The organism is Streptomyces apricus (genome assembly GCF_008369065.1).
In the GTDB taxonomy this organism is placed as follows: Bacteria; Actinomycetota; Actinomycetes; order Streptomycetales; family Streptomycetaceae; genus Streptomyces; species Streptomyces apricus.
Genome location: NZ_VDFC01000015.1, coordinates 193,213 through 214,284 on the forward strand (window position 1 = coordinate 193,213; position 21,072 = coordinate 214,284).

Here is a 21,072-nt window from a genome sequence, read left to right on the forward strand (position 1 = left end):
GCGGAGGGGCTGTTTCCGCCGGGCCGGATCAGGTGATCGGTGCGTACAGCACCCCCAGTTTGTCGATCTCCGTGCCCGCGCGGCCCGTGAAGCCCGTGATCTGCCGTCCGGCCGGGGCCGTGTACGTCACGGCGTCCCCCGTGGGCGAACCGGCCGACAGCGTGCGGGACCTGTCGGTGGTGAAGGCCGCCGAGAAGATCCGGGTGCGCCCGTCCTTCTGGCCCCGGGTGAGCTTCACCGAGGTCAGGTGTTCCCCGGCCGCGAGGGTCAGCGAGGCGGCCGTGCCGCCCGTGCCGCCCGTGCCGCCGTGCGTCAGGGACGTACCGCCGTCGAGTGCGAGCGACACCCCGTCCAGGCGGGAGCCGCCGCGCAGGGTGAGCGTGCGGGGCGACGGCGCCGCCGGGAGGTCGTCCGCGTCGTTGAACGCCGTGCCGTGCGGACCGCCGAAGAAGTCGCTGGCCCGGAGGTCCGGGGGCAGGGTCCAGGAGAAGTCGGCGGTGTGCGGGAAGTGGTCGGACAGGTTGCCGCCCGCCGCGTCCAGGAACGCCGCCCACTCGTCCGCGTACCGGGTCGCCGAGAGGTCCACCAGCCTGCTGCCCTGGTACAGGATCTTGTCCACCACCTCGCAGGTGTCCGGCGGCGCGCTGGTGGGGCAGACCAGCGCGTCGCCGCCCTGCGCGGGCGCGCTGCCGCCCCGCACCAGCCGGACCCAGACGTCGGTCAGCCCGTTCTCGCTCACGAGGGTGCGGATGTTGTCGCCCGCGCGGGTGTACCGCGTGTTGGTGTCGCCCATGACGATCACCGCGTTGCCGGCCGAGTTCGCCCGCACGAAGTCCGAGAGCTGCTGGATGTTGGCACGGCGCGCGGCGAGGGCGTCGGCCGTGTCGTCGGCGTTCGTGTGCACGTTGTAGAGGTCGACGAAGACGCCCTCCGCGAGCCGCACCCGGGCGAGCGAGAACCCCTTCGGCGTCAGGCAGTTGGTGCCCGTGCAGTCGTTCCACCGCACCCGCTCGAAGTCCTCGAAGGGATGGTCGGACAGGGTGTTCAGACCGTCGCCGAAGGGGACGCCGCCGCTGGTCGCCGTGCGGTACGGGTGATCGTCGCCCGCGTACAGGGCCGCGTGGTAGTTGAAGTCCTCCTGGACGTTCACGATGTCGTACGCGCCGAGCCGCGGGGAGATCAGCGGGGTGTTCACCGACGGGTTGCCGGAGCTGAGCCCGTCGGGCAGCCCCGCGACGTTGTACGTGAGGACGTCGAAGGTGCCGGAGGAGGGCGCGGCGGTCACCGTATCCGCAGCGATGCCGACGTCGGCGGCGGCCGTGGTCGCGGTGAGTCCGGTGACCGCCAGCGTGCCGGCCAGCAGGGTGCCGATGAGTCTTCTCATGGTGGGGGTGCCTCCGGGTGACGGGGAGAACAGCGGAGGTGCGAGTCAACTAGTCTGCTCTATCAGGCCAGTTGAGAAAACTGTGAGAGCAGGGACGATCCGCCGTGCCGGAGTCGTCCGGAGATCACCCCTATGTCGTCCGGTGTTCATGTCCCGCATCGAGTCTCCATAGCGCGCGACCGCACCGGCGGCGCCGGACACAGGAGACCGACATGGGGCACGGACACAGTCATGGGCACGGGCACAGCCACGGACACGGGCACGGTCACGGGGACCACCACCACGGTCACGACCACGACCACGGGAGCGCCCCTCTCCCCGCCGCCTTCGACACCTCCGTGCCCGACGAGGCCCTGAGCCCCGATCAGCGCTCGCGCCGGTCCATGCTGCGCCGCGCGGGCCTGCTCGGCGCGGGTCTGGCCTCGGCGAGCGTGCTCGGCGGCATGGCGGGCGGGACGGCCGCCGCGCAGACCCCGTCCGGCGCGCGGAGCTCCTCCGCCGGCCGCAAGGGCAAGGGCTTCCTCTGGCTGGCCGGCGACCACCACATCCACACCCAGTACAGCAGCGACGGCAAGTACCGCGTCGTCGACCAGGTCCGCCAGGGCGCCCGCAACGGCATGGACTGGCTGGTCATCACCGACCACGGCAGCGCCGCGCACGCCAAGATCGGCGTCGAGAAGGTCAACCCGGACATCAAGAAAGCCCGCGCCGCCCACGCGGACACCCTCGTCTTCCAGGGCCTGGAGTGGAACATCCCGGCCGCCGAGCACGGCACCGTCTTCGTGCACCCCGGCAGCAACGAGGTCGCCGTCCTCAAGCAGTTCGAGAACGGCTACGACGGCAGCGTCAAGAACGCCTCGGGCTCCTCCCCGGCCAACGAGGCGCTCGCCGTCGCCGGTCTCGCCTTCCTCTCCGACCAGGTGAAGCGCCGCAAGGTCAAGGACGCGCTGATGCTCGCCAACCACCCGGCGCGCAAGGGCATCGACTCCCCGCACGAGATCCGCGCCTGGCGCGACGCGACCCCCGCGAGCCACCGGATCGCCGTCGGCTTCGAGGGCGCCCCCGGCCACCAGGCCGCCGGTCTGCCCGCACCGCTCGGCGCGGGCGGCGCCCGCGGCATCTACGACAACAGCCCCGGCGCCGACTCCTTCGCGGCCTACCCGCTGGAGAGCTACCGCACCTGGGGCGGCTTCGACTGGATGACCGCCACCGTCGGCGGCCTCTGGGACAGCCTCCTCGCCGAGGGCCGGCCCTGGTGGATCACCGCCAACTCCGACTCCCACCAGGTCTACGCCGACACCGCGGTCCGCGGCGGCGGTGACTTCAACGCCAACGGCCGGTACGACGACCCGGTCTACGGCGGCAAGATCGACATCACCCAGGGAGACTTCTTCCCGGGCCAGTACAGCCGCACCCACGTCGGCTCCGACGGCTTCTCCTACGCCGCCGTCATGGACGGCATCCGCGCGGGCCGCATCTGGGTGGACCACGGCCAGCTCGTCGACGCCCTGGACGTACGGGTCTCCGGCGGCGGCCGCTGGGCGACCCTCGGCGGCGCCCTGCACGTCAAGAAGGGCACCCGGGTCACGCTGACCGTGGACGTCACCCCGGCCGGCGGCCCCAACTGGGCCGGCTTCCAGCCGAAGCTCGCCCGCGTCGACGTCATCCAGGGCGACGTCACCGGCCTGGTGCAGGACAAGGACACCTTCACCGCCCCGACGGCCCGGGTGACCAGGTCGTACGACGTCAGCAAGTCCACCGGCACGGTGCGGCTCACCTACGACCTCGGCCGCGTCGACCACCCGGTCTACGTCCGTCTGCGCGGCACCGACGGCAACCGTTCCGCCGTCGGCGCGCGGGGTGCGGCCGTCGACCCGGCGGGCCCCGCCATCGACGTCGTCGGCGACGCCGACCCGTGGAAGGACCTGTGGTTCTACGCGAACCCGGTGTGGGTCCTGCCCTCGTGACGCACGCCCTCACCGTGGACGCCGGCGCGCAGGTCAGAGACCTGCGCGCGGCCGATCACCTGCTGCACGCACTGGCGGCCGAACTCGACCTCCCCGAGGACGCGTTCGGCTGCACGCACCTGGTGCGCGACGACCGGCCGCGGGTCGTCCTGTCGTTCGCCTTCCCGTCGGAGCCGCTCCTGGGCCTCGCCCGGGAGCGGCTCACGGCCGGCGGCCACGCCGTGTCGCCCGGCCTCCCGGACGCCGTGGGCCGGGCGGTGCTCTATCCGGGCGTCGCCGCCCTGACCGGCACCGTGACGGTCGCCGAGGTGCTCGCGCGCTCCGCGATCGACCGGGTGACGGTCCTGGGCGGCGGCGACCCCGCGCCGGAGGCGCGGTTGGTGACGCGCGAGCACGTCCGTCCGCTGTGGCAGGACGGCGGGCTGGTCCTGTCCGCGATGCCGGCGGTCGGGGGCACCCTGGTCCCCTTCGAGGTCCCGGACCCTACGCCGTGCTGCGCGGACCACTGACGCCGAGCACGAAGTGCGCCCAGGCGCCGGGGGAGAGGGTGAGTTGCGCTCCGCGCGCGTTCTTGGAGTCACGGACGTGGATGGTCGAGGGGCCGCCTCCGGCGGGGTGGGCGGCGACCTCGACGCAGTCGCCCGAGCTGCCGCTGCTGTAGCTGCTCTTGAACCAGTTCAGCTCGCTGGTGGTCATAGCGCTCCTCGCGTCTGCTCCAGCAGGCTCCGGGAATCGTCCGGGGTGAGAGCCTGTGATCGCAGTTTCGCATAGCGGAGCTGCAGCACACTGATCGTTTGTGGGCTGGCGATGAACTGGCCGCTCTCCTGTCCTTCGCAGTAGCCGAACCACTCGTTCTCAGGGGTCTCCAGTAGCTGGATGGGTCCGTCGAGCCCGGCGTGCACGTTCCGGGCCGATGGCATCAACTGCACTTCCACGTTCCGTAGTTGTGTGACCTCCAGCAGGCGGTCGATCAACTCGCGAGTGACGTCCGGACCGCCGGTCCCGCGCCGGATGACGTGCTCTTCGACGATGAAGCTGAACGCCGTGTTGGGCAGTTCGGTCAGCAGGTGCTGGCGGTCGGCGCGAGCCGCGAGCTGGGCGTCGATCTGCGCATCGGTGAGCACGGGCAGCCGTTCGTTGAACAAGGTGTAGGCGTACGCCTCGGTCTGGAGGAGTCCTGGCACCAACCGGTTCTCGAACGTGCAGAGGGTGATCGCCTGCCCTTCCAGATCCGCCCATCTCCTGAACCAGGAAGCCAATCCCGGCTGCCGCGTCGCGTACTTCGCGGCCGCCCGGAGTACCCCGAACGCGTCCAGCACCTCCTCCGCCCGCTCCACGTACACCCGGGGCGGCAGCCGTCTCCCCTGTTCGATCGACGCCACCGTCGCCGGCTGGTACCGCACCAGCGGTGCGAACTCCTCCTGCGTCAGACCCGCCCGCTTGCGGAACGCCTTGTGGACCAGACCGAACGTCTTCAGACTGTCCGACGGTTCGGGCTCGTTCGCCGTGCTGTTGGTCATGGAGCCATCGTCACGGAAAGTCACTCCGACTGTCCACGGAGTGAACTCGTACGGGATGGGGCGTACGGGTGTCGGGCCTGGTCGACGGCCGTGCCACCCGGGACCTTTGACCCATGCGAGGAGAAACCGGGGTCCAAGTCCCCGTCACCGTACGTACGTTCACCCAGCTCTTCAGCTGCACCCCGCGCGGGGCCCGCCTGGCGAGGCGCCTGGTCGCGAACCGGATGGACGCGTGGGGGTACGCGTACGACAGCGCGGCGAGCGAGACGGTGACCCTGGTCGTCGCCGAGCTCGCGGCCAACGCGGTGCGGCACGGCCGGGTCAGGGGCCGCGACTTCCGCGTACGGCTGCTGATGCGGACCGGCGAGGACACCGTGCGGGTGGAGGTCGCCGACGGGGCGACCGACCGCCTGCCCGTACCGAAGGAGTCGCCCGGCGAGGACGACGAGGGCGGCCGGGGCCTGCTGCTGGTCACCGCGCTGGCGGCCCGCTGGGGGACGGTCTCCTGCCCGGGGGACGCGTACAAGACGGTGTGGGCGGAGATCGACGTACCCGTCGGAAGGCGCTCAGTCGAGACAGAACTCGTTGTCCTCGATGTCCAGCATCGGGATGCACGCGTCCTCGCCGTCGTACAGGGTGCGCACGTGCACCGCGCCGAGCGGGACCAGCCGGGCGCACTCGGCCTCCAGGGCGGCGAGGCGCTCCTCGCCCACGAGTCCGGTGGCGACCCGCACGTCGAGGTGCAGCCGGTTCTTCGCGGCCTTCCCTTCGGGGACGCGCTGGAAGAACAGACGCGGACCGACCCCTGAGGGATCGACACACGCGAACCACGCGTCCTGCCGCTCGGCGGGCAGGGAGCGCTTGTGCTCGTCCCAGGTGGCGAATCCCTCCGGGGGCGGTGGCACGACGTACCCCAGCACCTCGCACCAGAAGCGGGCGAGGCGCTCGGGTTCCGCGCAGTCGAAGGTGACCTGGAACTGCCTGATCGACGACATCGACGCACCCTACCGAGAACGACGCGGTCCCCGGCACTCGATGCCGCACCGCCCCAGCGCCATCCGGTGTCCCGGCGGTGCGCCGGGTGGGCCGGGGTGAGGAGAGGGGGTCGGTACAATCCGCGCAGTGTTTTCGCGGGGTAATTCCGCATTGACGCGCATAGACGCCACGAGCAGACTGACGCTCCGGCAAGTAGCCGCGATCCTGACGGCGTCCGAGGTCACCGCCTTCTGCCTGGACGACTCGACCGACAACGCCTTCGGACGCATTCTCTGCAATGCCCTGGAGAACGCGGAGGTGAAGGTCGCCGACCTCAAGGCCGCGCGCCTGCGTCCGGTCCTCGTCCTGAAGTCGAAGCGGACGAAGTGCTCCTTCGAGCTGGAGAACGGCACGACCGTCGAACTGAGCCTCGACCGGGCGGAACTGGACGGCACCCCGCACACGCTCCACACCATCGAGGTCGGTGTGGGCCACCCCGGCCTGATCGTGGCGCAGAGCACGGGCGCCGCACAGGCCGGTATGAGCAGCTGGAAGTCCAACTACACCCGCCCGTACCACGTTCCGAAGGACCTGGAGCCCCAGGTGCTGACGATGAAGGGCGACTTCCAGCAGTTCCAGGAGCTGCGTGACAGCCTCCTGCCGGCACTCCTCGACAACTCGCTCACCAACCTGGAACCCGGCGGCAACAAGGCGCACACCCTGGCCGTGCAGGCCAAGCTGCTGTGACCTCGGCACCGGCCGCACGTCCTGCCGGGTCGCACGTCCTGCCGGACCGGCCCGGTCAGGCCGTCTTCCGCTCCGCCGCCGAGGGTTCGGTGGCGGGCGGTCCGGCCGTCGGGGCGCCCTCGCGCACCTGCGGTGACAGCAGTGCCCCGGCCGCGGCCAGCGCCACCAGGGCCGCGCAGCACGCCAGTGCCCCGCGGACGCCCAGCGCCCCGGCCACCGGCCCCGCCGCGAGCAGCCCCAGCGGGGCGAAGCCCAGGGCGCCGAACCAGCCGTACGAGCTGACGCGGGACAGGGCCTCCTCGGGGACGGCCCGTTGCAGTGCCGTGGACCAGAGCACCGCGCCGACCGCCGTCGTGACGCCCGAGCAGCACATCGCGGCGGCGGTCGCCCAGGGTGGGGCGGACGCGGCGAGCAGGGCGATCGGCAGCGCCGCCGGGAACGTGGCCAGCACCGCCGTCCGTACGGGCCGCTCCACCCGGACCCGTACCGCGAGAGCCGCACCGGCGACGGTACCCAGCGCCTGCGCCGCCACGATCAGCGACCAGGCCCGCGCGCCGCCCAGGTGCTCCTGCGCGGCCAGCGGGCCCAGGACGCCGACGGTCGCGTTGAGGCCGGCGACCACCACCGCGGAGTGCGCGACGACGACCCACAGCCACTGCCGGGAGGCGAACTCGCGCCAGCCCTCCTTCAGGTCCTCCCATCCCGACGACGCCTTGGTCCGGGGCCGTGCGGTGACGCGCAGACGGGCGGTGAGGGCCGCGCTGACGACGAAGGATGCGGCGTTGACGGCCAGTGCCCAGCCGGCCCCGAGCCAGGCCACGACGACCCCGGAGAGGGACAGGCCGAGCAGGAGCGAGGTGTTGGTCACGACCCGCAGCAGCCCGTTGGCCTGCTGGAGCCTGTCCGCCGGGACGACGAGCGGCACCAGGCCGTCCATCGCCGGTGAGAACAGCGCGGTCGCGGTGCCCGCCACCACTGCCAGCGCGCACAGCGCGGCCAGGGGCGCGTGCCCGGACAGCACCAGGGCGGCCAGCCCGGCGTAGGCGGCGGCGCCGGCCGAATCGGCGGCCACCATCAGCCGGGCCCGGGGCAGCCGGTCCGCGATCACCCCGCCCAGCAGGACGAACACCAGCTGGGGCAGCGCCTGGCAGGCCAGCACCAGCGACAGCCGGCCCGGGGTCGCGCCGGGCAGCGCCAGCACGGCGAACCCGAGGGCCACGCGGGCGAATCCGTTGCCCAGGACGGAGACGGTCCGCGCCGAGGCGAGCAGCAGGAACTGCGGGTCGTTCCAGAGGCCGCGGCGGGCCGATACGTCAGACACGGCGCCGCACTCTACGCGGTGCGGTGCGCTGCGCTGAGCTGAGCAGATGGTGCGGGCGGCTCCGCCCGCCAACCGGCGCGACCGACATCCGGACGCCCGGCGCGGGCAGCGCCCCGCCGACCGGTCGGCGCCGGCCATGCCCGGCCGGGCGAGGCGAGGTCCGGCCGGACGCCGCAGCCCGGCTGGGCCCGGCCCGTCCAGGTCCGGCCCAGTCAGGCTCAGTGCGGTGCGGGCCGGTGTGAACCGGACTGGTCCGCGGCGGACCAGTCCCGGCGGCGGGCAGCCGGACCGGTGGCCGTCGGCTTACCGGGCGCCGCAGCCCGTCCAGGTCCGGCCCGGCGGAGCCCGGCTCGGTGTGGGTCGGTGCGGCGCGGACCGGTGCAAACCGGATCGGTCCGCGCCGCACCAAACCCGGTGGCGGTCAGCCGGCCGGTGGTGTCGGCCGACCGGGCGCCGTCAGACCTGCGGCACGGCCCCCGCCGAAGCGCGGCGGCGTACCGCTGTCGCCGTCCAGCACAGGAGCAGCCATGCCCCCGCCACGGCGCACACCGCGCCCCAGCCGCCGTGGCCGTAGGCGGGCCCGGCCGCCGCGGAGGCGAGGGCGCCGCCCGCGAAGGCCGAGACGACGTACGCGGTGTTCGCGGTCGCCGGGGCCGTGGTGGTGGTCAGGACCTGCGTCTGGTTGGCCACCTGGGAGGCCACCAGCGCAGCGTGGACCAGGACGGCCGCCGCGCACAGCGCCGCCATCGCGTGTCCGCCCAGCCAGAACAGCAGCACGGACACCGCCGCGAGCAGGTACGAGACGGCGACGACCTTCGCCGCGCCGAAGCGGTCCACCAGCCCGCCCGCGAGCGGGGCCACCGCGCTGGCCGTCAGACCGAACAGGCCGAAGAGGCCGGCCGTCGCGGTGGACAGGCCGTAGGAGGAGTTCGTCAGCAGCAGGGCCAGCGAGGTCCATATCGCGCTCCACGCGCCGTACATGCCGGCCTGCCGGACGCAGGCGCGCCACAGGCCGGGGGAGCGGCGCACCAGACCGGGCATCGCGGCGAGCCCCGCGAACAGCGGGCCCTCGCGGCGGCGCCGCTCGACGGGCAGCACGAACGAGGTGACGACACCCGTCAGGGCCGTCAGCACCGCCGCGCCCGCGAACACCGCCCGCCAGCCGAAGGCCTGGCCGAGCACGCCGCCCAGGACCCGGGCCGCGACGATGCCCAGGAACAGGCCCGCGACCACGGCGGCGACGTGCCGGGCCCGGTGGTGGGCGGGGGCGCGCTCGGCCACGAGCGGCACGAGCAGCTGCGGGACGACGGTGACGGCCGAGGCGACGAGCACCGCCGCGGCGAGGACGTGCGTCCCGCCGGACACGGCGCCCACGAACAGCGCGGCGCCGGTGACCAGCGACAGCACGCCCACCATCCGGCGCCGGCTGAAGCTGTCGCCGAGCGGTGCGAAGAAGAGGAGGCCGAGCGCGTAGCCGAGCTGGGCGACGGAGGCGATCCACGCGACGCCCGAGGCCGTGGAGCCGAAGTCCTCGGCGATGAGGGGGAGCAGTGACGCCGCGAGGTAGACGTTGGCGACGGTGACGGCGGTGCACAGGGCGATCAGGGGCAGGAAGAGGCGCGAGACAGGGCCGGCCGTCTCCCGGCTCACGGCCCGAGCCTCCCGTACGGGGGTGGCTGGCGGCATCACTGAGGTGACTCCTTGTGTATCAACTAACCAGTTGGTTGGCGTAGCGAGTATGCGACCACCTGCGGAAATCTGTCAACCAACTAGTTGGTTGTGGGCGGTGGGGCTACGCTGTACCCATGGCAGCAAAGGACCCCGAGGCCACCAAGGCCCGGATCTTCGAGGCGGCGACCGCCGAGTTCGCCGACCACGGCATCGCGGGCGCCCGTGTGGACCGGATCGCGGCGTCGGCCAAGGCCAACAAGCAGCTGATCTACGCCTACTTCGGCAACAAGGCGGAGCTCTTCGCGCACGTCCTGGAGCGGTCGATGGTCGACCTCGCCGCGGCCGTCCCCGTCGACCCCGACGACATAGAGGGCTGGCTGGACCGGCTGATGGACTACCACGCCGCGCACCCCGAGCTGCTGCGCCTGCTCTTCTGGGAGGGGCTTGAGTACGGCACCTCCGAGCTGCCCCACGAGCAGCAGCGCCAGGAGCACTACTCCCGCAAGGTCGCCGCCCTGCGCGACGGCCAGGAGCGAGGCGTCGTCGGCAGCGCGATCCCGGCCCCCGACCTGCTGTTCCTGCTGGTCGCGATGGCCAACTGGGCGTCCTTCGTGCCGCAGATGGCCCGCATCCTCGTCGGCGGCGAGGACGCGGACGCCAAGCGGCTGCGCGACTCGATGAAGGAAGCGGCACGCAGACTCATCGCCCGCTGACGCACTCGCCCGTGGCCGGGCTCGCGCGCGGTGCCGGTGGCGCCGGGGCCGCCGGGGTCCCAGCGGTCGGGCGCGGGGCGGGCATGATGTCTGCGCTCGCGACCCCGCGCTCCCACAGCTGTCCCCGGCGGGGCAGCCGTCTGGCGGAGCAGCCCCGGCGGGATGGCCTCCTGGCGGGGCAGACCCACGGCGGGCAGCCCCGCGTCGGCCGCCCGGGCAGGGACGGCCGCCGTCCTCTCAGGTCGGACGGGGACCGTGTCCGGCCGGGCGGCTTCTAGGAGCCGTCCCCCTGCTCCGGGACCCAGAACACGAACGAGAACTCCGTCTGGCGTACCGGTAGGTGGTACTGCGGCAGCGGGCCCGGGCCGCAGGACTGGGAGCCGATGCCCTGCTGGGCGTGGTCGAGGTTGACCCACACCGTGTCGCCGGGCGTCAGGTCCGTCAGGTGCCCGGCCGCGTCCAGCTGCTCGGTCGTCCAGCGGCGGGCCGTGAACCAGAACGGCCGCCCGCTCTCGACGTGCAGGACCGGCAGGCCCGGCCCCCGGCTGATCTCGGCCCGGCGGACGTCGGCGCGGGCGCCGTTCTCCTGCGGCCGGACGTACGGCGTCTGCAGGTCGTCCACCGTGGACTCCCAGCGCCCCAGCATCGCTGCGGAGCCGGTGTCGGGGTACGCCTCGCCGGGGCCGCCGCCGTACCACCGCACCCGTGCCCGGTCGCCGGCGGCCAGACCGAAGCGGATGCCGAGCCGTGGCAGCGGCACCCGCTGCCAGTCGCCCTCCGGCGTCACGGACACGCTCAGCTTCAGCCTCGGCCCGTCGGAGGTCCAGCGGTGGACCGTGCGCAGCGCCAGGTCGGTGGCGGCCGGCGCCACCCGGGTGCGTACCGTCAGCGCGTCCTCGCCCGGCTCCACCGCGTCGACCCGGTGCCGCATCCGGTGCAGGCCGAGGCGGCGCCAGAGCGGGCCGAGGCGGGTGTCCGGCTGCCAGGGCGCGCCCTCGTCGTTGTCGGTGGGGGCCCGCCACACGTCCAGCCTCAGGCCGGTGACGTCGATCCCGCCGATGCTCACCGGCTCTCCCGTCCGGGCGTCGAAGACGGCCGGACCGAGCGCGATGCCTCCCCGCCCGTCGGCGACGGGACGGCTGCGCGCCGTGACGCCGAACAACTGCCTCGGTGAGATCGGCAGTTGTATCCACGCCACCACATGGCCCCGCGGGGCCCAGGCCGTGTCCCCGGCGAGCACCGCCCGGACCGTCCACCTGTCCTCCGTCCCCCGCGCGGCCGACCCCGCCTCCACCGGGGGCTCCGGCAGCTTCACGTCGGCGGACTCGCCCGGGGCGAGCGCGGGCACGGTCAGGGTGCCCGTCCCCACCGCCTCGCCGTCGACGTCGTACGACCACCGGAGGGCCAGCCCCGACAGGTCCGCGAAGTCGTACCCGTTGGTGATCCGGACCACGCCGTCGACGCCGTCGCCCTCCATGCGGACCGGCTCGACGACCTTCTTGTACTCCAGGAGGCCGGGGGAGGGGGTGCGGTCCGGGAAGAGCAGCCCGTCGCAGACGAAGTTCCCGTCGTGCAGCTCCTCGCCGAAGTCGCCGCCGTACGCGAAGCCGTACCGCTCGTCCCTGATGCCGTGGTCGATCCACTCCCAGACGAACCCGCCCTGGATGCGGTCGTGCGCCTCGAAGATCCGCTGGTAGTCGGCGAGTCCGCCCGGCCCGTTGCCCATGGCGTGCGCGTACTCGCACTGGATGAAGGGGAGTTCGCGGCGCTTGGCGGGACCGCCGTCCAGGCCCCGGCCGATCCGGTCGACCTCCGCGTGGTCCGCGTACATCCGCGAATACACGTCCGTGTCACGGCAGTTCCAGTCACCCTCGTAGTGGATGAGCCGCGATCCGTCCCGGCCGCGGATCCACCCGGCCATCGCGGTCAGGCCGCGCCCGGTGCCCGCCTCGTTGCCCAGCGACCAGATGACGACCGAGGGGTGGTTCTTGTCGCGCTCGACCATGCGGGCCGCCCGGTCCAGGAGCGCCGGGGTCCAGCGGTCGTCGTCCACCGGGTTGTCGCGCCAGTCCTGTTCGGTGAAGCCGTGGGTCTCCAGGTCGCACTCGTCGATCACCCAGAGCCCGTACTCGTCGCACAGGTCGAGGAAGGCCGGGTGCGGCGGGTAGTGCGAGGTGCGCACCGCGTTCACGTTGTGCCGCTTCATCAGCAGCACGTCCTCGCGCATGGTCCCCGCATCCAGCGCGCGGCCGTGCTCCGAGTGCCACTCGTGTCGGTTGACCCCCTTGAAGAGCACCGGCCTGCCGTTGACCTTGATCAGGCCGTCCTCCAGCACGACCGTGCGGAAGCCGATGCGCAGCGGGACCCGCTCGCCGGGCGTGGCAAGCACGGCGTCGTACAGGTACGGCGTCTCGGCTGTCCAGGGCCGCACCGGCACGGTGATGACCTGCCCGGTCTCCACGTCGATGTCCAGGGCCGGTACGAGGACGCGGCCCTCCACCTCGGAGTCGACGCGCAGGGTCCCGGTGCCCGCGCGGTGGTCGTAGGAGGCGTGCACGAAGAAGTCGCGGACGCCGCCCGCCGGCCGGTGCAGCAGCGTGACGTCCCGGAAGATGCCGGGCAGCCACCACTGGTCCTGGTCCTCCAGGTACGAGCCCGCCGACCACTGGTGGACCCGCACGGCCAGGACGTTCCCGGCGGGCCGCAGCAGGTGCCCGACCGCGAACTCGTGCGGCAGCCGGGAGCCCTTGAAGTCGCCGAGCTCCGTCCCGTTCAGCCACACCCGGGCGCACGACTCGACGCCGTCGAAGCGCAGGACCGCGCTGTCGCTCCCGCCGGCGTCCGCGTCCGCGCCCTTCGCCAGGAGCGTGGGCCAGTCGTCCGGCAGGTCGAAGAACCGCAGGTGGTCGCCGGTCGGGTTCTCCGTCGGGACCCGCGGCGGATCGACCGGGAACGGGTAGCGGTGGTTGGTGTAGACCGGGGTGCCGAAGCGTCCGTCCTGCTGGAGGACCCAGTGTCCGGGCACCGTCACCTCCGCCCAGTCCGCGCAGTCGTACCCAGGCCCGGCGAACGCGTCGTCCTCGGCGTCGGCCGTCGGGGACAGCCGGAACCGCCAGCTGCCGTTCAGGGAGAGGGAGGCGGCGTCCGAGGACGCGTACCACGCACGGGGCGGCAGCGCGCCGCTCCCGGGCGAGACGTCCTCGACGTAGCCGACACCGACGGAACCGGTGGTGCGGAAAGACATCGTTCTCCTAGCTCAGCCCTTGACGCCGGCCCGCGCGACTCCCTGTACCGGAGACAGGACGGACACGGCGGAGTCCTTCGAGGAACCCCAGAAAGTACTGCCGGAACAGACGCCAGGTGAAACCACCGAAGGACCCCGGAACGCCGCAGTCTTCAGGGCTGCGGGCAACGGCGCAGTCTTTTAGGGGCGCGGGGAACTGCGCGACCAGCCCCCACGGACCCGCACCCGACATCACCTCCGCAGGGACACCGCTACCCGCCCAGCACCTCGTCCACGAACGCGTTCCGGAACGTCCCCTCGGGATCCAGCTCCCCGGCCAGCGCCGCGAACTCACCCAGCCGCGGATACAGCGAGCGCAGCGCCCCCGCCGGGACCGCGAACACCTTCCCCCAGTGCGGCCGCGCACCGAAGGGCGCCAGCGCCTCCTCGATCCGCCGCACCACGGGCAGCACCGCCTGCGCGTCGTCCACCCAGGTGAAGTGGAGCGCCACCGTGTCCCGCCCGTACGCGGGGCTCAGCCACTGCCGGTCGGCGGCCACCGTCCGCACCTCGCAGATCTGCAGCACCGGCGCGATCGTGTCGCGCACGGCGTCCAGGGCCGCCAGCGCGTCGGCGGCGTACGACCGGGGGAGCAGGTACTCCGACTGGATCTCGGAGCCGCTGCTCGGCGTGAACTCGGGACGGAAGTGCGGCAGCCGCTCGTGCCAGGGCCCGGGCACCCCGAACTGCTGCGTGCAGTTCACGGCCGGCATCCCCGGCACCGGGTGCACCGCCACCGCGGCCGGCTCCGCCCACGGGAACCCGTCCCACGCCGCGTCGGTGCGCCGCTTGACCCAGGTGTGCACGAACCCCGGCTGCCGCCAGTCGGTGAACATGCTGACGCTGTACGCCGACGCCGACACCGCCTCGAAGTCCAGCCCGGCCAGCGGCAGCCGCCCGAACACGTGCTGGGCGACCTCGAAGGCCGGCTCCAGGTCGAGGGTGAGCGCGGTGACCACGCCGAGCGCGCCCAGCGAGGTCACGGCCCCGTCGAAGCGGGGGTCGCCGCGGCCGACGGTCAGCGCGGACCCGTCGGCGAGGACCAGCTCGACCTCCCGTACCGGGGACGCCAGCGAGCCGTTCGCGTTGCCCGAGCCGTGGGTGCCGGTCGCCACCGACCCGGCGACCGAGATGTGCGGGAGCGAGGCCATGTTCGGCAGGGCGAACCCCCGCTCGTGCACCGCCCGCGCCAGCTCCGCGTACCGCACCCCGCCCGCCACCCGGACCGTACGGGCCGCGGTGTCGACCTCGACCGACGGCGGCAGCGCGGTCAGCGAGAGCAGCACGCCCCCGTCGCCCGGGTCGGCTATCAGGTTGAAGGAGTGCCCGCTGCCGAGCACCCGCACCCGCCGGCTGCGCGCCACCAGCTCCCGGAGCGCGCCGAGCGAGCCGGGCCGCTCCAGCTCCGCCACGGAGTAGGTGACGTTCCCCGCCCAGTTCCTCAGACCCTCGCCCATCCCTCATCCCTCCCGACGGTGCCGTGCCCAGGACGGACGGCCCCTCCGGAACCTACCTCGCCCCTGATCAGGGGGAACCTACCTCGCCCCTGATCAGGGGCCCCGCCCCCACCCCTGTCGGAGGCGGGGCATACCGTGAGGAGTCGAACACGAGCACCGCACGAGCACCGCACAAGCACCGCACGAGCAGTCGCCGGGAGCGAGGAGGACGGGATGGGCAGCCGAACCGCGCTGGTCGAGGACCTGATGGAAAGGTTCCCGCAGGTACCGCGGGAGGCGGTCTTCAAGGAGGACCTCCTGCGCGGAGGCGTGGCCTTCGACGACTCCGCGCTCAGCGACAACGAGGGCGGCGACGTCAAGCCGAAGTCGTACTTCATCTTCTCCTTCGACCACGGCACCCTGCCCGAGCTGGGCGAGGCCGCCCTGCGCCGGCCGCCCGAGGAGATCATCCTCACCGGCGGCCCGTACGACCTGCGGCGCACCGTGGTCTCCGTACGCGTCAATCCGTCCTCGCCCTACCGGGTCGCCGCGGGCCCGGACGGCCTGCTCGGGCTGTACCTCGACGGGAAGCGGATCTCGGACGTCGGGGTGCCGCCGATGCCGGAGTACTACCGGCACAAGCTCTCCAACGGGAAGTCCGTCATGGAGGTGGCCCCGACGATCCAGTGGGGCTACCTCATCTACCTCACGGTCTTCCGGGTCTGCCAGTACTTCGGCGCCAAGGAGGAGTGCCAGTACTGCGACATCAACCACAACTGGCGCCAGCACAAGGCGGCCGGCCGCCCCTACACCGGGGTGAAGGACGTCGACGAGGTCCTGGAGGCGCTGGAGATCATCGACCGCTACGACACGGCGAAGGCGTCCACCGCCTACACGCTGACCGGCGGCGCGATCACCTCCAAGCTGCAGGGCCGCGACGAGGCCGACTTCTACGGGATGTACGCCAAGGCCATCGAGGAGCACTTCCCCGGCCGGTGGATCGGCAAGGTCGTCGCCCAGGCGCTGCCCCGCGACGACGTGCAGCGCTTCAAGGACTACGGCGTGCAGATCTACCACCCCAACTACGAGGTGTGGGACGAGTACCTGTTCAAGATGTACTGCCCCGGCAAGGAGCGCTACGTCGGCCGCGACGAGTGGCACAGGCGCATCCTCGACTCCGCCGAGGTCTTCGGCGCGCGCAACGTGATCCCCAACTTCGTCGCAGGCGTCGAGATGGCCGAGCCCTTCGGCTTCAAGACGGTCGACGAGGCCATCGCGTCCACCACGGAGGGGCTGCGGTTCTTCATGTCGCACGGCATCACGCCCCGCTTCACCACCTGGTGCCCGGAGCCGACGACCCCGCTGGGCAAGACCAATCCGGACGGCGCGCCGCTGGAGTACCACATCCGGCTGCTCCAGGCGTACCGGCAGACGATGGAGGACTTCGGGCTCTCCTCGCCCCCCGGCTACGGCCCGCCCGGACCGGGCAACGCCGTCTTCTCGGTGAGCTCGTTCATGGACAGCCTCCCGGCGCAGGAGGGGTCGGGCACGGAGGAAGAGGGTAAGGGGAAGGTCTCCGTGGGCTGAGAGGCCCGAGCTCGGTGAGGCCGGGCCCGGTGAGTCCGGGACGGGTGGGGCTGGTGGGCCCGGTGGGGCGAGCGGCAGGCGGCAACCGGATTTGACGGTGCCGCTTGTCAGTTGTGCAGGGCTCGTGAAAAGCTCGCCCCGTCGTGAGACATCCCCCGCAACTCCCGTATTCAAAAGGTGAGTTGACCCCCCTTGTGGATGCAGGTGAACCCCCCACCCATGCCAGACCTGCCGACCCCTCAGGACGCGGCCGAGGCCACACTGTTCTCGGAGTGCTGGGACGCGGTCCTCTCCTACGCCGACCTCTGCACCGCCGGCTCCGCCGACGCCCGCCCGCTGGCCTCCGAGGCCTTCTCCCGCGGCATCCGCGAAGCACGTGCCGCGGAGGCCGGAACCGGGGGCAGGCACTTCGGCCGCCGGTCGCGCACGCCCCGGCTGCCCCGCATACCGCTCCTGCTGACCGCCGTGCGCCGCACGGCCGCCGACTGGGAGGCGAAGGGACAGGGCGGCCGCCTCGACCCCGACCTGCGCCTGTGGCTCCACTCCGACGCCGCCGAGCGCTTCTCCGGTCCGCCCCTGCACCGGCCGCTGGCCCTGCGCGGGCTGCGGGACATGCAGGAACCGGACGCCGCGCTGCTCTGGCTGGCCGAGGTGGAGGCCATGCCGGCGGCCGCCGTGGCCCGGCGGCTCGGCCTCGACCCGGCGGGCGTCACCGACGAACTGCAGCAGGTGCGCGGGGTGTTCCGCGACCGCTGCCACCGCAACCACCTCGACACCCCGCTCGCCGAGGAGTGCCGCAGCTACGCGCGGCTGCTCGACGCGGTCACCCGCTCGCCCGCCGCCGACGTGCCCGAGGACCTGTCGCGGCACCTGGCGCGCTGCGTCCAGTGCGCGGAGGCCGCCGCCTYCCTCCGGCACGCCGGGGGCGGACTGCCCGGAGCGCTCGCGGGCGGGGTGATCGGCTGGGGCGGGCTCGCCTACTTGGAGCGGCGGCGCCGCGCCGTCGAGTCGGGGCTCAGCCGCAGCGCCGACGACGACCCGTACGGGACGGCCGGCCCTGCGCAGGGGAGCGGCGGCAGGGTCCGGATCGGACGCGCCGGACTGCTGGCCGCGGCGGCCGGCGTCTCGCTGCTGGCGCTCGCCGTCACGCTGGTGCCCTTCGGCTCCGACGACGGCTCCGACGGCTCCGAGGCCACCGCCGAGACGGCGGGACGGCAGCCCGTGGGCGACGAGGTGCCGTCGTTCGACGCCCTGCCGTCCGGATCCGGTTCCGGATCGGCGGGCGGATCGGCCTCGTCCACCTCGGCCCCGCGCACCCCGAAGTCGAGCGCGGACGCGGGCCGCGGCGCGCAGAGCTCGCAGAAGGAGCCCCAGGGCGACGCCTCCTCCGACGCCGGACAGGACGCGGCCGCCCGGCCCGACCCGAGCGAGCCCGCCGTCTGTCACGCCAGGTACGACCTGGTCAGCGAGTGGCCCGACGGGTTCCAGGCCACCGTCACCGTCAGCTCCGACTACGCCCTCGACACCTGGCGCGTCGGCTGGACCTTCCGCGACGGCCAGAAGGTGACCCAGATGTGGGACGGGAGCTTCGAGCAGAAGGGCTCGCGCCTGACCGCGAGCGCCGCCGACTACAACAAGTCCGTCGCCGCGGGCGGTTCGCTCGCGGTGGGCTTCCTGGCCTCGTGGCACGACGCCAACTCGACCCCGGTGGACTTCACGCTCAACGGGCGCACCTGTACGCACTCGGGTTGAGCCCCCGGCCGGCCCGCCGGGAGCGGGGGCCGGTCCGCATATGGCGCGGGCACCGTCGCGGTGATAGCCATGAAGCACGTCGCCGGGCGACGGCCGGACCGGACACGGCCGGCTCCACGTCACCCGCAGCACCGGCGCTTCGCCCACCAGCGGAGGGAGACGACAAGTGCCGCGTCTTGCCCGTTCCGAGTGGTACGACCTGACCCGCGACATGAACTGGACCCTCTCCTACGTCAAGGAGGAGGAGGCCTGGCCCGCCGAGCTCTCCGACGGCTTCGGGCTGCCGGCCGAGGCCTGGTGGGCGTGGGACGAGCCGTACAAGGTCACGTACCCGGAGTACGTGCACAACCAGTACGGCAAGGACGCGAGCGTCTACGCCGTCAACGCGGTCGTCGGACGGTCGCGGATGTACGAGCGGCTGGACCCGGGGTGGAAGTCGGCGATCCTCGCGCACTACGGCGTGATCGCGGTCCCCGAGTACCTGGCCTCCCTCGGGGAGTCCCGGATGGGCCGGTTCGGACGCGCGGCGGCGTGGCGGAACATGGCGACCTTCGGCGCCCTCGACGAGCTGCGCCACGGCCAGATCCAGACCTACTTCCCGTACGGGCTCCTGCCCCAGGAGCCGCGCGCGGACTGGGCGCACAAGGCCCTGCACACGAACGAGTGGGGCGTGATCGCCGCCCGCAGCCTGTTCGACGACATGTTCACCGCGAACGACGCGGTGTCCATGGCCGTCCAGCTGACCTTCACCTTCGAGACCGGGTTCACCAACCTGCAGTTCCTCGGCATGGCCGCGGACGCGATGAAGGTCGGGGACGTGGACTTCGGGGCGCTGATCTCCTCGATCCAGACCGACGAGGCCCGCCACTCCCAGCAGGGCGAACCGACCATCGGGCTCCTGGTGGAGCACGGCCGCGCGGACGTCGCGCAGCGGCTGGTGGACCACATGTTCTGGCGCTCGTGGCGGCTCTTCGCGCTGCTGACCGGGCTGTCGATGGACTACTACACACCGCTGGAGCACCGCGGCCGCTCCTTCGCGGAGTTCATGCGGGAGTGGATCTGCAAGCAGTTCCTCGACCAGTTCCGCGACTTCGGCCTGGAGAAGCCCTGGTACTGGGACGAGCACTTCCTGCCCGAGCTCGACTGGTACCACCACGCCCTGCAGCTCGGCATCTGGTACTGGCGCCCGACCGTGTGGTGGAACCCCGACGCGGGCGTGGCCCCCGAGGAACGGGAGTGGCTGGAGCGGAAGTACCCCGGCTGGAACGACACCTTCGGCGGGTACTGGGACGTCGTCGCCGCCAACCTCCGGGCGGGCCGCCCGGAGGCCACGCTGCCCGAGACGTTCCCCATGATCTGCCACCTGTGCCACATCCCGGTGGTGGCCCCCGCCGGATACCTGGCGGGCAGGCTCGCAAGCCCGCGGCCGTACGTCCTGGACCGGAACGGCCGCCGCTACGTCTTCTGCTCCGCGCCCTGCCGGTGGGTCTTCGAACAGGCCCCCCGGCGGTTCCAGGGGCACACCACCCTCATCGACCGGTTCCTCGGCGGGCAGGTCCAGCCCCCGACGATGGAGGGCGCGCTGGCCTACATGGGGCTGTCGCCCGAGGAGACGGGCCAGGACGCCACCGGCTACGCCTGGGCGCACGCCGCGCCGCACGGGCGCACGGGTCCCCGCGACTGACCGCGACCGACGAACCGGACGGAAGGAAGGCCCGACGATGGCGCTGTTCCCCCTGCAGGCCGTGTTCGACGGGGACCTGGTGGTGCTGCTGGTGCCGGTGGACGACACGGACCCGATGACCGTGGTCGCGGACAAGGTGGCCCACCACGTGGTCGGCCACCGGGTGGCCGCGCAGGACCGGCCGCTGCGGGTCCGGCACGACGGCAGGACCCTGCCCGGCGACGCCACCGCGGTGAGCGCGGGCATGCGGCCGCTGGACGTGGTGGAAGTGGGGTACGTGCCGTGAGCGACGCCCCGGTGCGGTGGTTCGACGTGCCGGAGGCGGCGGGGCTGTGGGAGGGCGATCTCGTCGACGCGGAGGTCGCCGGGGAGCGGGTGCTGGTCGTGCACCGCCTCGACGGGTCCTTCGCCGCGTACCAGGGGATGTGCCCGCACCAGGAGTTCCCGCTGGCCGACGGCGTGTGGGACGAGGAGGAGGCCACGCTGACCTGCTCCGGACACGGCTGGCGGTTCGACCTGGACTCCGGCACGGGCGTCAATCCGGCCGGCTGCCGGCTCTACCGGTACCCGGTCCGGGCCATCGACGACGGCACGGTGCGGATCGGGATCCCGCAGGACGGCGGGACCCACCACAACCGCTGCCGAGGACTGTGAGGACGAGACGATGACCGCACCCGGCACAGGCACAGGAGCAAGCACAAGGGCGGACACGGGCGCAGGGGTGGGCACGGGCGCAGGCACCGGAAGGGCGGTGGGACCCGTGATGCGCGGCACCGACGGAGAGCTCGCCGATGCGGTGGCCGCGGCGATCGAGAGGGACAACCCGGACGCGCAGGTCGTCGTCGACGACCAGGGCGGCTACGTGCGGATCGCCGTCCCGCGGCGCTGCGTGCTGACGCGCGGCAGCCTGGAGGAGGAGCTGGGCCGGGAGTTCCGGCTGAGCGCGCTGGAGCCCGCGCTGGCGTCGTTCGCCGGACGCCTGCGGCAGACCGAGGAGCAGTGGGTCTGGTACCTGGAGAGGCGGGACTGAGC

The 21,072-nt window shown here is 72.8% G+C and carries 18 protein-coding genes and 1 pseudogene; 11 read left to right on the forward strand and 8 right to left on the reverse strand.

Annotated features, from left to right (window positions below; all coding sequences use genetic code 11):
• Nucleotides 1-28: 28 nt before the first annotated feature.
• Nucleotides 29-1,384: a jacalin-like lectin gene (locus FGF04_RS05880; RefSeq protein WP_149510150.1), complete on the reverse strand. Its 1,356-nt coding sequence runs from the start codon at nt 1,382-1,384 to the stop codon at nt 29-31.
• A 212-nt stretch (nt 1,385-1,596) separates the two neighbouring features.
• Here FGF04_RS05880 and FGF04_RS05885 point away from each other — a divergent pair, with 212 nt between their 5' ends.
• Nucleotides 1,597-3,351, forward strand: coding sequence for a PHP domain-containing protein (locus tag FGF04_RS05885; protein ID WP_149510151.1), 1,755 nt, complete (start codon nt 1,597-1,599; stop codon nt 3,349-3,351).
• Nucleotides 3,348-3,860: a hypothetical protein gene (locus FGF04_RS05890; protein ID WP_149510152.1), complete on the forward strand. Its 513-nt coding sequence runs from the start codon at nt 3,348-3,350 to the stop codon at nt 3,858-3,860. The genes FGF04_RS05885 and FGF04_RS05890 overlap by 4 nt, the downstream gene beginning before the upstream one ends.
• Here the strand turns inward: FGF04_RS05890 and FGF04_RS05895 are convergent.
• A complete protein-coding gene (locus FGF04_RS05895) occupies nt 3,835-4,047 on the reverse strand; it encodes a DUF397 domain-containing protein (RefSeq protein WP_149510153.1) in 213 nt (70 codons plus the stop codon). The two genes, FGF04_RS05890 and FGF04_RS05895, sit on opposite strands and share 26 nt — an antisense overlap.
• Entirely contained in the window at nt 4,044-4,871 is an 828-nt protein-coding gene (locus FGF04_RS05900; RefSeq protein ID WP_149510154.1) for a helix-turn-helix domain-containing protein, read from the reverse strand. The genes FGF04_RS05895 and FGF04_RS05900 overlap by 4 nt, the downstream gene beginning before the upstream one ends.
• 224 nt (nt 4,872-5,095) lie before the next feature.
• Between FGF04_RS05900 and FGF04_RS41990 the strand changes: the two are divergent.
• Nucleotides 5,096-5,302 (forward strand): annotated as a pseudogene (locus FGF04_RS41990) (ATP-binding protein); the annotation flags it as partial.
• A gap of 135 nt (nt 5,303-5,437) precedes the next feature.
• On the opposite strand, the gene FGF04_RS05910 reads toward FGF04_RS41990, so the two are convergent.
• Entirely contained in the window at nt 5,438-5,866 is a 429-nt protein-coding gene (locus tag FGF04_RS05910; RefSeq protein ID WP_149510155.1) for a VOC family protein, read from the reverse strand.
• A 151-nt stretch (nt 5,867-6,017) separates the two neighbouring features.
• On the opposite strand from FGF04_RS05910, the gene FGF04_RS05915 reads away from it, so the two are divergent.
• A complete protein-coding gene (locus FGF04_RS05915; protein ID WP_149510156.1) occupies nt 6,018-6,593 on the forward strand; it encodes a hypothetical protein in 576 nt (191 codons plus the stop codon).
• Nucleotides 6,594-6,648: 55 nt separating this feature from the next.
• On the opposite strand, the gene FGF04_RS05920 is transcribed toward FGF04_RS05915, so the two are convergent.
• Both FGF04_RS05920 and FGF04_RS05925 read right to left on the reverse strand, forming a co-directional pair.
• Entirely contained in the window at nt 6,649-7,914 is a 1,266-nt protein-coding gene (locus FGF04_RS05920) for an MFS transporter (RefSeq protein ID WP_235882200.1), read from the reverse strand.
• Between the two features lie 456 nt (nt 7,915-8,370).
• Nucleotides 8,371-9,600 (reverse strand): MFS transporter, encoded by a 1,230-nt coding sequence (locus tag FGF04_RS05925; protein ID WP_149510158.1) that lies wholly within the window; start codon nt 9,598-9,600, stop codon nt 8,371-8,373.
• A 119-nt stretch (nt 9,601-9,719) separates the two neighbouring features.
• Between FGF04_RS05925 and FGF04_RS05930 the strand changes: the two genes are divergently transcribed.
• Nucleotides 9,720-10,298, forward strand: coding sequence for a TetR family transcriptional regulator (locus FGF04_RS05930; RefSeq protein ID WP_149510159.1), 579 nt, complete (start codon nt 9,720-9,722; stop codon nt 10,296-10,298).
• Nucleotides 10,299-10,572: 274 nt separating this feature from the next.
• Here FGF04_RS05930 and FGF04_RS05935 read toward each other — a convergent pair whose 3' ends face one another.
• Together FGF04_RS05935 and FGF04_RS05940 are read right to left on the reverse strand one after the other, a co-directional pair.
• Nucleotides 10,573-13,542 carry a glycoside hydrolase family 2 TIM barrel-domain containing protein gene (locus tag FGF04_RS05935; RefSeq protein WP_149510160.1) on the reverse strand — a complete coding sequence of 990 codons (2,970 nt, stop codon included), beginning with the start codon at nt 13,540-13,542 and terminating at the stop codon, nt 10,573-10,575.
• Between the two features lie 251 nt (nt 13,543-13,793).
• The gene (locus FGF04_RS05940) at nt 13,794-15,038 is read right to left on the reverse strand and encodes an FAD-binding protein (protein WP_149510161.1); all 1,245 of its coding nucleotides are present in this window, start codon (nt 15,036-15,038) and stop codon (nt 13,794-13,796) included.
• 213 nt (nt 15,039-15,251) lie between these two features.
• On the opposite strand from FGF04_RS05940, the gene FGF04_RS05945 reads away from it, so the two are divergent.
• From FGF04_RS05945 to FGF04_RS05970, 6 genes are all read left to right on the forward strand, one after another.
• Complete coding sequence (locus FGF04_RS05945; protein ID WP_149510162.1) at nt 15,252-16,604, forward strand: radical SAM protein; 1,353 nt, start codon at nt 15,252-15,254, stop codon at nt 16,602-16,604.
• A gap of 219 nt (nt 16,605-16,823) precedes the next feature.
• Nucleotides 16,824-18,356, forward strand: a complete 1,533-nt coding sequence (locus tag FGF04_RS05950) for a cellulose-binding domain-containing protein (protein ID WP_149510163.1) — start codon at nt 16,824-16,826, stop codon at nt 18,354-18,356.
• Nucleotides 18,357-18,522: 166 nt separating this feature from the next.
• The gene (locus tag FGF04_RS05955; RefSeq protein WP_149510164.1) at nt 18,523-20,040 is read left to right on the forward strand and encodes a ferritin family protein; all 1,518 of its coding nucleotides are present in this window, start codon (nt 18,523-18,525) and stop codon (nt 20,038-20,040) included.
• 37 nt (nt 20,041-20,077) lie between these two features.
• Nucleotides 20,078-20,326 carry a toluene-4-monooxygenase system B family protein gene (locus tag FGF04_RS05960; protein WP_149510165.1) on the forward strand — a complete coding sequence of 83 codons (249 nt, stop codon included), beginning with the start codon at nt 20,078-20,080 and terminating at the stop codon, nt 20,324-20,326.
• Nucleotides 20,323-20,694, forward strand: a complete 372-nt coding sequence (locus FGF04_RS05965; RefSeq protein ID WP_149510166.1) for a Rieske 2Fe-2S domain-containing protein — start codon at nt 20,323-20,325, stop codon at nt 20,692-20,694. The genes FGF04_RS05960 and FGF04_RS05965 overlap by 4 nt, the downstream gene beginning before the upstream one ends.
• Before the next feature lie 10 nt (nt 20,695-20,704).
• Entirely contained in the window at nt 20,705-21,070 is a 366-nt protein-coding gene (locus FGF04_RS05970) for an MmoB/DmpM family protein (RefSeq protein WP_149510167.1), read from the forward strand.
• The last annotated feature ends 2 nt before the right edge of the window (nt 21,071-21,072 follow it).

Bases quoted from the DNA above. Each gene is read 5' to 3' on its own strand.
- FGF04_RS05910 (WP_149510155.1), bottom strand. From the start codon at position 5,866: ATGTCGTCGATCAGGCAGTTCCAGGTCACCTTCGACTGCGCGGAACCC.
- FGF04_RS05945 (WP_149510162.1), top strand. From the start codon at position 15,252: ATGGGCAGCCGAACCGCGCTGGTCGAGGACCTGATGGAAAGGTTCCCG.
- FGF04_RS05935 (WP_149510160.1), bottom strand. From the start codon at position 13,542: ATGTCTTTCCGCACCACCGGTTCCGTCGGTGTCGGCTACGTCGAGGAC.
- FGF04_RS05925 (WP_149510158.1), bottom strand. From the start codon at position 9,600: ATGCCGCCAGCCACCCCCGTACGGGAGGCTCGGGCCGTGAGCCGGGAG.
- FGF04_RS05880 (WP_149510150.1), bottom strand. From the start codon at position 1,384: ATGAGAAGACTCATCGGCACCCTGCTGGCCGGCACGCTGGCGGTCACC.
- FGF04_RS05930 (WP_149510159.1), top strand. From the start codon at position 9,720: ATGGCAGCAAAGGACCCCGAGGCCACCAAGGCCCGGATCTTCGAGGCG.
- FGF04_RS05960 (WP_149510165.1), top strand. From the start codon at position 20,078: ATGGCGCTGTTCCCCCTGCAGGCCGTGTTCGACGGGGACCTGGTGGTG.
- FGF04_RS05900 (WP_149510154.1), bottom strand. From the start codon at position 4,871: ATGACCAACAGCACGGCGAACGAGCCCGAACCGTCGGACAGTCTGAAG.
- FGF04_RS05940 (WP_149510161.1), bottom strand. From the start codon at position 15,038: ATGGGCGAGGGTCTGAGGAACTGGGCGGGGAACGTCACCTACTCCGTG.
- FGF04_RS05970 (WP_149510167.1), top strand. From the start codon at position 20,705: ATGACCGCACCCGGCACAGGCACAGGAGCAAGCACAAGGGCGGACACG.
- FGF04_RS05885 (WP_149510151.1), top strand. From the start codon at position 1,597: ATGGGGCACGGACACAGTCATGGGCACGGGCACAGCCACGGACACGGG.
- FGF04_RS05895 (WP_149510153.1), bottom strand. From the start codon at position 4,047: ATGACCACCAGCGAGCTGAACTGGTTCAAGAGCAGCTACAGCAGCGGC.